Below are 13288 nucleotides of genomic sequence, written 5' to 3'. Positions count from 1 at the left end.
TATAGGCCAGCGCAGCCCATGCGGATTACACAGTTTTTACCCATCCTCGCCGCCATTCTCACCGGAGCCGTCCTAAGTCTGGCCGCCGCTGCCGTTGGGGCCCGTACGATTGAAACGATGTCGGCCCATGCGGTTGAAAATCAAATGAACCTGCGTGGTTATGAATGGGTGGATGTGCAAGGCGATGGGTTGCAAATCGTCCTGACAGGCATCGCGCCCGACGAGCAAACTCAATTGGCCGCACAGCGGGCCGCAGGCCATGTGGTCGATCCGGCGCGGGTGATGAATGTGATGAGCGTGGTCCAAAAAGAGGCCATCCCTGCCCCGCGATTTTCTATCGAAATCCTGCGCAATGACGATGGGATTTCTCTGATCGGGCTGGTGCCGTCGTCTTGGGATCATCCGAAGTTCATCGACCTGTTGAAAAAGGCCGGTGGCACAGGGTCAATCGCTGATTTCCTCGAAAAGGCGGATTATCCAAGCCCCGAACATTGGGACGTAGCGATGGAATTTGGCCTGGAGGCCATCGGCCTTTTGCCACGGTCCAAAATTTCCTTGGCCGCAGACAAAATCACCGTCACGGCCCTTGCCGACAGCAAGACGCAAAAGGCGTCATTTGAGAAAACCCTCAAAGAGGAACGCCCAAAGGCCATCCCCGTGACGATCGAAATATCGGCGCCACGCCCGGTGATCACGCCGTTCACCGTGCGGTTCTTGATTGATGAGACGGGCCCGCGGTTTGACGCCTGCGCCGCCGAAACCCCGCAAGGCCTTGCCCGGATCACTGCCGCGGCGCGTGCTGCAGGCATTGCCAATCCAAATTGCACCATCGGGCTTGGTGCCCCTTCGGCGCAATGGGCACAGGCGGTCGAAACCGGGATGCGCGCACTGCAAGAATTGGGTAGTGGATCGGTGACCTTTTCGGACGGCGATGTCAGCCTGATCGCGAGTCAAGGCACCTCAGAAGCGCTGTTTGACAAAGTGGTTGGCGAATTGGAAGCGGACCTACCACCGACCTTCACCCTGCACAGCATTTTGCCAGAACCAGACGTGGCCGAGGCAGAAAACGCCCGCCCGGAATTCACCGTGACCCGTTCGCCCGAAGGCCAGACCCAATTGCGCGGACGGATCGCGGATGAACGCAGCAAATTGGCCACCGAAGCCTTGGCCCGCGCGGCCTTTGGTGCACAATCCGTCTATTCGGCGATGCGCGTGGATGACAGCCTGCCCGAGGGCTGGTCCGTGCGCGCGATGGCCGCCATCGAAGCGCTCTCGCAACTCAACCAAGGCGCCGTGACCATGACCGCCAATACCGTTGATGTGCGTGGTCAAACCGGCGACCCCAATGCCAAAGCCGCGATCGCCGGGCTGTTGTCTGAGAAACTGGGTGAGGGACAGAATTTCAACATCTCTGTCGACTATATCCGCAAACTCGATCCGGTCCTGAACCTGCCGACACCTGCGGACTGCGTTGCAAACGCCAACCAAATTTTGGCGGCCTCAAAGATCGTGTTTGATCCCGGGTCCACGGAATTGAACGCCGCCGCCAATGAGACAGTGGATCGCATCGCCGAGACGCTGAAAGACTGCGAAAACGTCGAAATGGAAATCGGCGCGTACAGTGACAGTCAGGGCCGTGAGGAAATGAACCTCAACCTGTCGGCCCAGCGCGCAAACGCCGTTTTGGACGGGCTTTTGATGCGGCGTGTGGCCGGTGTGAGCTTTACCGCCAAAGGCTATGGCGAGGCCAATCCGATTGGCGACAATGAGACCGAAGAAGGCCGGGAGGCGAACCGGCGCATTGAGTTCAAACTCATCGACGGGGGCGCGCAAACGCCGACAGACGCACAGGCCGACGGCACGGATGTGACTCCCGAGGCGGCCCCTGACGCCCCCGCAGACGAGACTGCGGGTGAGGCCCAGGTCGATAAAACGGGCGAGACAACGGACGGAACAACCGAATGAACAGAATTGAATTGATCATCGCCACGGCGATCGTGCTTTTTATCGCCTTTTTGATGGGATGGTTTGCGCATTGGCTGGTCCACCGTTTTGTACGCGTTGGCCAAGGCGAAATGAGCGATCTCGACACAATGGCGCAGCAACTTCACGAAGCCGAAGAGGTCCGCGACCAGGCGATCACCTATTACCAGCAACGTGAATCCGAGTTGATCAATCAGCAAAGCCAAACAGATGCAGAGTTGCGCGCCGCGATGGACGGGCTGCGCGAGGCGCGGCAAGAGGCCGAAGAGCTGCGCGCCTATATCGAAAAGCACAGCGCAGGCTGACCCTCATCTGTGATGCGCCTACCAACGGCTCAGCGCGTCTTCGTCACTGTCTTTGGCGGCGACCCATTCGGCCCCTTCGCGGGTGACTTCTTTTTTCCAAAACGGTGCGCGGGATTTGAGATAATCCATCAAAAATTCAGCGGCGGCAAAGGCCTCTGATCGGTGCCGGGCCGCAGTGGCGACCATCATGATCTGCTCTCCTGGCACAAGGCGCCCAAAGCGGTGGATCACCAGACAATCAGTGAGCGCCCAGCGGTTAGCAGCCTCGTCGGCGATTTTGCGGATCGCGTCCTCACACATGCCGGGGTAATGTTCAATTTCCATGTGCTGTAATGCGCCCGTGTCATCGCGCACCAACCCGGTGAACGTCACGGTTGCGCCGGTGTTGGCCGCATGACCAAAGCCGCTCAACTCCGTGGCGAGGTCGAAATCCTCTGCCTGAACCGAAATGCGCACCGGAACTGCCATGCTCAGCCGCCCGTCATCGGCGGGAAGAACGCCACTTCGCGTACCCCCGCTAAAGGTGCATCAAATTCCGCCAATTCCTGATCCAACGCCACCCTTAGGGAGGCGAGATCGGAGAAGGCCAATTCATAGCGCGGCTCACGGGCTTTCAACTCGGCCACAAGGTCCATCACCGTCTCAGCAGAGGTCTCGACGGTTTCACGCGGCTCCCCGATGCGTTCGCGCACCCATGCGAAATAGAGCAGATTAAGCGTCATGGTCATCTCGCAAATATGGCAGGGCTTTGCTCAGGTAATCCCATCCCGTCAACACGGTCAAAACACCCGCAACCCACAGAATCAAAATCCCCAAGGTGAACAGCGGCGGAAAATCCAAAGCACCATAGCCAAACAACGCCGCAATCGCCACCATCTGTGCCGTGGTTTTCCATTTGGCCAATTTGGTGACTTTCAATGTGCCTGCCGTGTCGCCCAAAAATTCGCGCAATCCCGACACGAAGGTTTCGCGCAACAGGATAAAGGCCGCCGGGATGACAACCAGCGCGTTGATGCCATGCAACATGGTCAACACCGCAAGGGCGGTGACCACCATGGCCTTGTCGGCAATCGGGTCCAACATCGTACCGAACTTTGACATCTGGTCCCATTTGCGCGCCAAATAGCCGTCCAGAAAATCGGTGGTAGAGGCCGAGACAAACAGGATCAGTGCCGCCCAATCCGCCAGTGGACGCGGCAGGATCAAAAACACCAAAGCCACGCCGGGGGCGCAAAGCAGGCGAAACACAGTGAGAATATTGGGAATGTTCCAGGTCATAGATGTCTCTTTATCCGCTTAGCGCTGTTCATGGAAGAAGTCATAGATGGTTTGGGCGATGGTCTCGGAAATGCCAGTGACGGCTTTGAGGTCCGCCAGATTGGCCAATGACACTGCCTTGGCCGAGCCGAAATGCGCCAAAAGCGCGCGTTTGCGTGTGGCCCCAACGCCGGGGACATCGTCGAGCGGCGTGGCAGAAATGGCTTTCGACCGTTTGGCGCGGTGGGTGCCGATGGCAAAACGGTGTGCCTCATCGCGCAGGCGTTGAATGAAATACAGCACAGGATCGTTACGTTGCAGCGCAAAGGGGCGTTTGCCCGTGCGGTAGAATTCTTCTTTGCCTTGGTCGCGATCAATGCCCTTGGCCACACCGACCATCGGGATGTCGGTCACGCCCTGCTCCACCATGATTTCGCGCACCGCAGACACCTGTCCCGCGCCACCGTCGATCAACAACAGGTCCGGCCATAGCCCTTTGCTGCGGTCCGGGTCGTCTTTGAGCAGACGTTTGAAGCGCCGCGTCAGCATCTCTTTCATCATGCCAAAATCGTCGCCCGGCGTGATCTCGTCGCCCTTGATGTCGAATTTGCGGTATTGGTTTTTCATAAACCCTTCGGGGCCTGCCACGATCATCGCCCCCACCGCATGGGCACCCTGAATGTGGGAGTTGTCATAGACCTCGATGCGGGCGGGCAGGTTCGGTAGATCAAACGCCGCCTGCACCCCGGCCAAAAGTTTGGCCTGCGCCGCCGTTTCCGACATTTTCCGGCCCAGACTTTCGCGGGCATTGCGCACAGCCCCCGCGACAATCTCGGCCTTTTCGCCCCGTTGCGGCACAAGGATTTCGACCTTTTTCCCGGCCTTTTCCGACAGCGCCGCTTCGATCAACTCCCGCTCTTCGAGATCATGCGACAGGATGATTTGGCGCGGCGGTTCCTTTTGATCGTAAAACTGACCGATGAAGGCGCTGAGCACCTCTTCGGCCTCCGCCCCATTGGTTTTCGGGTAAAAATCGCGGTTGCCCCAGTTTTGATGGGCGCGAATAAAGAACACCTGAACACAGGCCTGCCCGCTTTCCATATGCAGACCGATCACATCGCCCTCGCTGATGGTGCGTGGATTGATGCCCTGCGCGGTCTGGACTTGGGTCATGGCGCGGATGCGGTCGCGCAGACCAGCAGCTACCTCAAATTCCATCGCGTCAGACGCCGCTTGCATCTCTTCTGCGAGGCGCTTTTGCATCCCCGAATCCTTGCCCTGAAGGAATCGCTCGGCGTCATTCACCAGGGTGGCGTAATCCTCTTTTGAAATTTTTCCCACACAAGGCGCGGTGCAGCGTTTGATTTGATACTGCAGGCACGGCCGGGTGCGATTGGCGAAATCACTGTCGGCGCAGGTGCGCAACAAAAACGCCTTTTGCAACTGATTGAGCGTGCGATTGACCGCCGTCGCATTGGCGAAGGGACCGTAATAGGCACCTTTGCTGGACTTGGCGCCGCGGTGTTTGGTGATCTGAGGGAAGTCGTGATTCTTGGTCACGAGGATGTTCGGGAAAGATTTGTCGTCGCGCAACAGCACGTTGTAATGCGGTTTGAGTTGCTTGATCAGGTTCTGCTCAAGCAGCAGCGCTTCGGTTTCCGTGCGCGTGGTGAGAAACATCATTTGCGATGTTTCCGAGATCATCTTGGCGATGCGCGCGGAATGGCCGCTTGGCCGCGCATAGTTCGACACCCGGTTTCTCAGGTGCTTGGCCTTGCCAACATAGAGCACCCGATGATCGGGATCGAGCATCCGGTACACACCGGGGGACCCATCCAACATCCGTAGATAGCCCTCGATCACGGCATGACCGCGCGGGACGTCTTTGTGGGGGTCGCTCAGGGCGGTTATGTCGTCTTTTTCGCTCATGTGACTCTTTGTCTGATTCCTACCTCTGGCTGCAATCTTATCGCTTTGAGAGCAAGAGGAAACTCATCCACCATTTCTGTGGATAACTGTGCTTATAACTTTTCGTGAACAGGAGTTTTCCTTTGAAAACGGGCTGCTTCGCCCAAATGCATAAAAAATAGTCAATTTATCAAGGCGCTGTTTTTGTTGTATTTTTTTCAAACGCCGCGCAAATCATTGAATTTATTTACATTTTGGTAACAAAGCTGAAACAAATCTGCGCCCCGTGCAAAACTTTTGTCGCACCTGTTTGATTTGGATCACTCAGGCCCCAAAACGTCCGGCGTCTCCCAAGCCAAATGTTGCCCGCCATCAACGCAGATCAACTGTCCTGTCACCGCCTCGGCAGCGATGAAATACGCGAGCGCTGCGGTCACGTCGGCGGGTGCAGATCCCCGGCGCAAAACTGTGGCATCCTGTTGGGCGGCAAAGCCTTCGGGCGACTGGCGCGCGCCTTTAAGGGTCGGCCCCGGACCGATGGCATTGACCCGAACACGCGGAGCAAGGCCCTGCGCCGCCGTTTGGGTCAGGGTCCAAAGCGCGGATTTGGCCAGAGTGTAGGACATGAATTGCGGCGTGAGTTTGCGCACGCGCTGGTCGATCATATTGACCACAAGCGCCTGTGCAACAGGATGGCCTGCATCATCCATGACCGGATCAGGCGCCTGTGCCGCCAGGTCTTGAATCAACACAAACGGCGCGCGCAGATTGCTTTCAAAATGCCTATCCCAACTGTCGCGCGTGGCGGTGTCGATCTCATCGGGTTCAAACACAGACGCGTTGTTGACCAAAAGCGTCACCGGCCCGCCAAGGACTTCACGCGCCCGCGCCATGAGGCCCTCCACCTCGCTCTCCAACAAAAGATTGGCCTGAACCGCCTCGGCCCGGACACCCATTGTGCGCAATTCGGCAACTACCGTGTCGGCCTCCTCTTTTGAGCGATGGTAATGCACGGCAACGTCATAGCCCGCCTGCCCCAGCGACAGCGCAATCGCCCGGCCAAGCCGTCGAGCCGCACCCGTCACAAGCGCCTTTTTCAAAGCCATGATCCTCTCCTCTGTCGCGTGCGGCCCTCTCGTGTCAGGCGTTTCCCGAGACGCGTTAGTTCAGCACCGCCAAAACGTAGAGGACATATAGGGCGGAAAGAACAATACCCCAGATCCGCGTGATATCGATCCGGCGCAGCACGAAAATCCCAAGCAGAACCGACACGGACAACATCACCCAAATGTCAAACTTCATAATTTCGACATCGACGGGGATTTTGCCAATAAGGCTCGATATGCCAATAATGCCCAACAAGTTGAACATGTTAGATCCGATGACGTTGCCAAAAGCCACATCCGCCTGTTTGCGCAGCGCCGCCATCACAGTGGTCGCAAGCTCCGGCAAGGAGGTCCCCAGCGCCACCAAAGTCAGCCCGATCACCGTCTCAGACACGCCATAGGCGCGGGCGATATTAGTGGAAGCGTCCACCAAAAGCTGCGCACCAATAGGCAGGCCGATCAAGCCAAGGATCAAAAAGGTGATGACTTTCCACCATGGCATGTCGGGGTCAGCGCCTTCGACCTCTGAGGGCTCACAGGCCAAAGACGCCGCCTCTTTGACCGCAGCCCGGTGACAGCGCGCTTCATAGACCGCATGGCCAAGCATGGCGGCCAGTGCCGCCAACAGGGTCACACCGGCAATCCAATCAAACTCGCCGCGCAGCGCGAGCAGGATGAACAACACCGTCGCAGCAAGCATTTGGAGGTATGACGCACGAGTGGAATTGTCGATCACATGCAGCGTTGTGATCATCGCCGGAATGCCCAAAACCAACAGGATATTGGCCGTATTCGACCCAATCACGTTGCCAAGCGCAAGTCCGGGTACGCCATCGACAATGGCGGATACAGAAACCAGCAACTCAGGCGCGGAGGTGCCAAAGGCCACAACGGTCAGGGACACGATCAGCGCCGGAACACCGAGGCGCAAGGACAAATTGACCGCCCCGCGCACCAAAAGGTCGCCCGCCACCAACAACAGTACCAGCCCGGCTACGGCCATCAAAAAATCCATCAGCGTCCACCTTTTCCACAGGCGCACGCGCCTTTGCCAATTTTATAGCGCCCACAGCGCGGGCATTTCATATCTTTGAGCTTGTCTTGTCCGGGGAAACGCAAGCGTCCGAAAATGGCCAGAACCATCATGAAGATCAAAAAGACCGTGATGATTTTGAACACCATGTCAGAGCCCGAACCGTGACCAAAGCGCCTGTTCTTCGACCGAAGCAACAAGTCCCGCCGACAATTCGGCCCCAAACCGGCGCAACAGCGGACGTTTTGGGCCAAAAACCGACAGGCGCAGTTTATCGCCGTAGATGTCTTTGAGCGTCGGGACCAAATGGCCGATCCCATCGGCCAGCCCCAAATCCACACCTGTTTTGCCAGTCCAGAAGGAGCCATCAAACAGCTCGACCTCTTTGCTCAGTCTCTCAGAGCGCGCGGCGCTGACATGGGCGATAAAAGCGTGGTGAATCTCTTCTTGCAAGGCTTTGAGCCGCACCACATCTTCGGGATTTTCCGGGCGAAACGGGTCCAGCATGGATTTCGAGCGCCCAGAGGTATGGACCCGCCGCTCGACCCCATGTTTGGCGATGAATTGATCAAACCCAAATCCCGACGAAATCACGCCGATGGAGCCGACAACCGAACTTGAATCAACGAAAATCTTATCGGCCGCACAAGCCAACCAATAGCCACCCGAAGCCGCCACGTCTTCGACGAAGGCATAAACGGGCAGCTCCTTTTCCTTTGCCAACCGCGTGATCCGCGCGGCAATCAAGGAAGATTGCACCGGCGAGCCACCGGGCGAGTTGATCGACAGCGCCACAGCCACAGGTTTGCCTTTGCGAAAGGCGCGTTCAATGGAGGAGGCGAGGCTTTGGTCATTCAATCCGCCCTGACGGGTCATGATTGCGCCATTGAGGCGCAAAACATTGACCCGTGGAGGGGTGTTGAGAAAGGGGATGTGTGTTTTCATGCCTTGGGATGTAAATCCCCAAGGCCGGTCAAACAAGGGCGCGACCCCATGCGCCGCGCCCTTTTTTTACTATTCTGCGGCGCAGCTGGCAAAAGCCGCCGCAACCCCTTGGATCAAATCGCCGTAAAACTCCGCACCGGGGGTGATTGCAACGCCAAGCGGGTCGATCACGGCGGATTTGGCCGAAGTGCCATCCAATACGGTTTCGACCAAAGCGGCGCTAAATTGCGGCTCAGAAAACACGCAGGTGACGTTTTGCGCTTTGATCTCGTCCTGAATCTCGCGGATGCGCGCGGGGCTTGGTGCCGAGGCATCGCTCAAAGAAATCGCCCCAGCGGCAGAGAGACCAAATCGGTTTTCGAAATACTGGTAGGCATCATGGAAAACGATGAACTTCATGTCCTGCAAAGGCGCCATCTCGGTTGAGATGGTTTGGATCATCTCGTCCAACTGCGCCTGAGCCGTGGTGGCATTGGCGCGATAGGTCTCGGCATTGTCCGGGTCGAGCGCCGCCAGTTGCGTGGCGATCTCGCCCAACCAAATTCGACCATTCATCGGGTCCAACCAGCTGTGCGGATCATGGCTTTCGCCCGCGTGGTCATGATCTGCATGATCGTCGCCTGCGTGATCATCATGCGCAATGTCATCGCCTGCGTGATCATCATGCGCATGGTCATCGTCTGAGTGGTCATCATGTGCATCGTGGTCATCGTCATCCGCATGATCATCATGCCCCTCTTCCCCATGTACATGCTTTTCAAACGTCGCACCCTCGCGGAACGGCAGCTCAACAGCCCCGTCAAGTTCCGCCAACGGAACAGACACGGCTTCCGGTGCAACCTTTCCGACCATTTCTGCCAGCCAGGGCGCTAGCTCCGGCCCGGTCCAAAGCACCAGATCGGCAGATTGCAACGCCTCTGCATCAGAAGGGCGCAGGGCGTAATCATGCGGCGAAGCCCCTTGGCGCATCAACGCGACGGGCGCACCGAGATCGCCCATGACCAGCGCTGCAAGCGACTGGATCGGGGCGATGTCAGTGACAACATTGGGAACCTCGGCCTGTGCGGCGGCGGTGATCACGGCAGCGGTGGAGCAAAGCGCCAAAGCAAAAAGGGAGGGGCGAAGGGTCATGACAGCCTCAAACGTTATGTTATTACATCAAGCGCCTTGATAAAGAGCATGCTATAACATATCAAGCCCTCACAGCCAGATTCTTAGAAAAGACCGCGCCATGGACCCGAACACCGTTGGATTTGCCAAACACGATCACGACCATTGCATCAGCGATGCCATCACAGCGGCCGACCGGATGTGCCGCGATGCCGGATTGCAACTGACGCCTGTGCGCAAACGCGCGCTTTCCATCTTGTTGGAAGAACATCGTGCGCTTGGCGCCTATGACGTGTTGGCGCGGCTCTCCGAAGAGGGCTTTGGCGCGCAACCTCCGGTGGCCTACAGGGCGTTGGATTTTTTGACCAAACATGGCTTGGCACATAAAATCGAGCGCCTGAATGCCTTTATCGCCTGCGCCCACCCCAACGAATTGCACACGCCTGCCTTTTTGATCTGCACGACCTGTCACGCCGTAGCCGAGGCGGAAACCGATCCGTCCCACAGTCTGCTCAGCCAGATCGCAGAAACCACCGGTTTTACGATCGCGCGCGCCGTTTTGGAGGCCGAAGGCACCTGTCCAAACTGTCGTGAAAAGGCCGATAAATGAGCCTGATCACCCTTGCGAACGTCAATGTGCGCCTTGGCGGGCGGACAGTGTTGGAAGACGTATCGCTGGCGTTGGAACCCGGTGAGATTGTCACCATCGTTGGGCCGAATGGGTCGGGTAAATCCACGCTCTTGCGCACCATCATTGGCGCGATAAAGCCCTCCGACGGCATGGTTTTGCGCCAAAAAGGGCTGAAAATCGGCTATGTGCCGCAAAAGCTGCATATTGATCCCACCTTGCCCCTCACCGTGCGGCGGTTTTTGTCGCTGCCCAAACGTGTCAGCGATGATGACGCCCATACTGCGCTTCACGACGCAGGTGCGGGGCATCTGTGTCATCACCAAATGACGGATCTTTCCGGTGGACAGTTTCAACGTGTCTTGCTGGCCCGCGCGCTTCTCTCAAATCCAGATCTACTGATCTTGGATGAGGCCACGCAGGGACTGGATCAACCCGGATCGGCAGATTTCTACACCCAGATCGAAGCGGTGCGCCGCGACAAGGGCTGTGCCATCTTGATGGTCAGCCACGAGTTACATGTCGTCATGGCGGCCTCGGATCGGGTGATTTGCCTCAATGGCCACGTCTGTTGCCACGGCACCCCCGAACATGTGGCTTCCGCCCCAGAATACCGCGCGCTCTTTGGCAACGGAACCCATGGCGCGCTGGCGCTCTATCGCCACGAACACAGTCATGAGCATTGCGATCATGATCATGATCACGCCCCTCAGATCGGCGCACACACAGATGAGGAGCAAAGCGCATGAGCCTGCTTGATGATTTTATGGTGCGCGCCATCCTTGCGGGCCTCGGCCTTGTGATCGCGGCGGCCCCTTTGGGCTGTTTCGTGGTCTGGCGGCGGATGGCCTATTTTGGCGACGCCACCGCCCACGCCGCAATTCTCGGCGTTGCCTTGGCGCTGGCGTTCAACGTGTCGATTTTCGCCGGTGTTTTGGTTGTGGCTTTGATCATGGCCCTGGCGGTCTCAAGCCTGAATGGCCGCGGCTTTGCCATGGACACGCTCTTGGGCGTGATGGCGCATAGTTCCCTGGCCTTTGGCCTTGTTGCCGTGTCCTTTGTCCATGGTGTGCGGGTCGATTTGATGGCCTATCTGTTCGGCGATATTTTGGCCGTGGGGCGAAGCGATTTGGCGGTGATCTGGGTCGGGGCCGCTTTGGTCAGTGGGCTTTTGTATTGGCGCTGGTCGGCACTTTTAACCGCAACGCTGAACCCGGATTTGGCGATGGCCTCTGGCGTCTCGCCCAAACGCGAACAATTGATCCTGTCACTGGCACTCGCCCTTGTGGTTGCGGTCGCGATCAAGGTCGTTGGCACCCTGTTGATCGCCGCCATGTTGTTGATCCCCGCCGCCGCCGCCCGCCCTTTCGCACGCACGCCCGAACGCATGGCGGTGATTGCCATGGTGATCGGCGGTATCGCCATTTTTGGCGGAATAGAGGGCGCTTTTGCCTTTGATACGCCAACAGGGCCAACCATCGTTTGCGTGGCGGCCCTGTTGTTTACATTGGCAAATCTGGTCCGCGTGTTGCGCGGTCAGTCTGCGAGATAAGCGGCCAAAGCGGCCTCTGTACCCTCGCTATAAATCAGTGTCAGCCAGTGGGTGAAAGCGTCTGCGAACCGAGGCTCTTGGCTCAGATCGCCATAAATATGGCGCATCGACAGCCAAGCCGTCGGGTCAGATTTTGCCTTGGCTGCCATCGCGGTGAGATCGGCCCAAAACGGATCGTTCGGCGCAATCTCCGACCCGTCTTCGCGGGTGCCAAGGCAATAGCGCGCCCAGAGTGCGGAGACGAGGGCAAGGCCAGTGACCGGGGTGCCTTTGGCCAAACCATCGCGGATCGAAGGCACAATAAAGCCCGGATGCCGCGAGGAGCCGTCAAAGGCCACGCGCCGGGTTGTGTCGATGATTTTCGGGTTGGAAAACCGCGCTTTGATCAGATCGACATAGGCTTCTGGCGTGAATTCCGGCACCGCATGGACATGCGGCATGATCTCCTCTCGCTCGACTTTTTCAAACAGCGCGGAGATCAGCGGATGGGCCATACAGCCGGAAATCGTCTCGACAGACAGCAACTCTCCGGGGTCAGAAATCACCTGATGACCGCCATTGAGAATGCGGATTTTCATCGTCTCATAGGCGTGAACATCCTCGGAAAACGTCGCACCCGCGCGGTCCCAATCCGGGCGTCCGGCGCAAAACGCATCTTCGATCACCCATTGGCGAAAGTTTTCGTGGCTGACCGGCACGGCATCATCGACGCCAAACCCCTGCGCCAGTGCGATCTCCTTTGGTCCGGTCGCGGGCACGATGCAATCAACCATGGCATTCGGAAAGGTGCAGTGCGTATTGATCCAGTCCGCGAGTTCCGGGTCAGACAGGCGCGCCAATGAGACCACCGTTTGCCGCAGCACATGACCATTGCCCTGCAAATTGTCACAGGATTGCCCGGTAAAAGGGCCAATCCCACGATCCCGGCGCCGTTTCAAAGCGGCGACCATCGCCCCAAAGGCCGTGCGCGGCTGCCGCGGTTGGGCGGCGTCATGGACGATGTCGGGATGGCTGGCGTCAAAGCCTTTGGTTGCCGGGTCGATGAAATACCCGCCCTCTGTGACCGTCAGGGCGACGATGCGAATGTCTGGCTGCGCCATGCGTTCGATTAAGGCCCCGTTGCCCTCTTCAATTGGCACATAGTCGATCATCGCGCCAACCACCTCCGCCGACGATCCGTTCGGGTCCAGTTCGATCAGAGTGGTCAGGTAATCCTGCGCCGCCAATTTACGCCGCATGTCTTCGTCATAGGGCCGCACGCCCGCGCCGACGATGGCCCAAGAATGCGCCAATCCCTGTTGCATCAAACGATGCAGATACCACGATTGATGCGCGCGGTGAAAATTGCCCAGACCGATGTGAACGATACCGGCCGAAAGGCGCGCGCGATCATAGGTCGGAACCGTGATTGCATCTGGCAAAGAGGCGAGCGTTGCGTTTGAAAGTGTCTTCATCTGAACC

General features: G+C 57.9%; 14 protein-coding genes. 5 read left to right on the top strand and 9 right to left on the bottom strand.

Features of this window, described 5'->3' with window-relative positions; all coding sequences use genetic code 11:
• The first annotated feature begins 18 nt into the window (after positions 1-18).
• Both B30_RS11935 and B30_RS11930 read left to right on the top strand, forming a co-directional pair.
• On the top strand, positions 19-1965 hold the full coding sequence (locus B30_RS11935; RefSeq protein WP_009572334.1) for an OmpA family protein: 1947 nt from the start codon (positions 19-21) through the stop codon (positions 1963-1965).
• Positions 1962-2288 carry a hypothetical protein gene (locus B30_RS11930; RefSeq protein WP_009572333.1) on the top strand — a complete coding sequence of 109 codons (327 nt, stop codon included), beginning with the start codon at positions 1962-1964 and terminating at the stop codon, positions 2286-2288. The genes B30_RS11935 and B30_RS11930 overlap by 4 nt, the downstream gene beginning before the upstream one ends.
• Before the next feature lie 18 nt (positions 2289-2306).
• Here the strand turns inward: B30_RS11930 and B30_RS11925 are convergent, their stop codons facing one another.
• The 8 genes from B30_RS11925 to B30_RS11885 form a co-directional block, all read right to left on the bottom strand.
• Positions 2307-2744: a molybdenum cofactor biosynthesis protein MoaE gene (locus tag B30_RS11925; protein ID WP_040402418.1), complete on the bottom strand. Its 438-nt coding sequence runs from the start codon at positions 2742-2744 to the stop codon at positions 2307-2309.
• Between the two features lie 14 nt (positions 2745-2758).
• Positions 2759-3010, bottom strand: a complete 252-nt coding sequence (gene moaD, locus B30_RS11920) for a molybdopterin converting factor subunit 1 (RefSeq protein ID WP_009572331.1) — start codon at positions 3008-3010, stop codon at positions 2759-2761.
• Positions 3000-3566 (bottom strand): CDP-diacylglycerol--glycerol-3-phosphate 3-phosphatidyltransferase, encoded by a 567-nt coding sequence (gene pgsA, locus B30_RS11915; RefSeq protein WP_009572330.1) that lies wholly within the window; start codon positions 3564-3566, stop codon positions 3000-3002. Before pgsA ends, moaD begins: the two co-directional genes overlap by 11 nt.
• 18 nt (positions 3567-3584) lie before the next feature.
• Positions 3585-5474: an excinuclease ABC subunit UvrC gene (gene uvrC, locus B30_RS11910; RefSeq protein WP_009572329.1), complete on the bottom strand. Its 1890-nt coding sequence runs from the start codon at positions 5472-5474 to the stop codon at positions 3585-3587.
• Positions 5475-5773: 299 nt separating this feature from the next.
• Positions 5774-6562, bottom strand: a complete 789-nt coding sequence (locus tag B30_RS11905; protein ID WP_269771047.1) for an SDR family oxidoreductase — start codon at positions 6560-6562, stop codon at positions 5774-5776.
• 52 nt (positions 6563-6614) lie between these two features.
• Positions 6615-7574 (bottom strand): calcium/sodium antiporter, encoded by a 960-nt coding sequence (locus B30_RS11900; RefSeq protein ID WP_009572327.1) that lies wholly within the window; start codon positions 7572-7574, stop codon positions 6615-6617.
• A 168-nt stretch (positions 7575-7742) separates the two neighbouring features.
• Positions 7743-8537, bottom strand: coding sequence for a S49 family peptidase (locus tag B30_RS11890; RefSeq protein WP_009572325.1), 795 nt, complete (start codon positions 8535-8537; stop codon positions 7743-7745).
• A gap of 69 nt (positions 8538-8606) precedes the next feature.
• Entirely contained in the window at positions 8607-9668 is a 1062-nt protein-coding gene (locus tag B30_RS11885) for a zinc ABC transporter substrate-binding protein (RefSeq protein WP_009572324.1), read from the bottom strand.
• A 100-nt stretch (positions 9669-9768) separates the two neighbouring features.
• On the opposite strand from B30_RS11885, the gene B30_RS11880 reads away from it, so the two are divergent.
• The 3 genes from B30_RS11880 to B30_RS11870 are packed head-to-tail and all read left to right on the top strand — an operon-like array spanning position 9769 to position 11827.
• A complete protein-coding gene (locus tag B30_RS11880) occupies positions 9769-10257 on the top strand; it encodes a Fur family transcriptional regulator (RefSeq protein ID WP_009572323.1) in 489 nt (162 codons plus the stop codon).
• Positions 10254-11024, top strand: coding sequence for an ATP-binding cassette domain-containing protein (locus B30_RS11875; RefSeq protein ID WP_009572322.1), 771 nt, complete (start codon positions 10254-10256; stop codon positions 11022-11024). Before B30_RS11880 ends, B30_RS11875 begins: the two co-directional genes overlap by 4 nt.
• A complete protein-coding gene (locus B30_RS11870) occupies positions 11021-11827 on the top strand; it encodes a metal ABC transporter permease (protein ID WP_009572321.1) in 807 nt (268 codons plus the stop codon). Before B30_RS11875 ends, B30_RS11870 begins: the two co-directional genes overlap by 4 nt.
• Here the strand turns inward: B30_RS11870 and B30_RS11865 are convergent.
• Positions 11812-13281 carry a mannitol dehydrogenase family protein gene (locus tag B30_RS11865; protein WP_009572320.1) on the bottom strand — a complete coding sequence of 490 codons (1470 nt, stop codon included), beginning with the start codon at positions 13279-13281 and terminating at the stop codon, positions 11812-11814. The genes B30_RS11870 and B30_RS11865 overlap by 16 nt on opposite strands.
• Positions 13282-13288 lie beyond the last annotated feature (7 nt).

Source organism: Celeribacter baekdonensis B30, assembly GCF_000299875.1.
Lineage (GTDB): Bacteria > Pseudomonadota > Alphaproteobacteria > Rhodobacterales > Rhodobacteraceae > Celeribacter > Celeribacter baekdonensis_A.
This window is presented reverse-complemented; position numbering and strand designations above follow the sequence as displayed.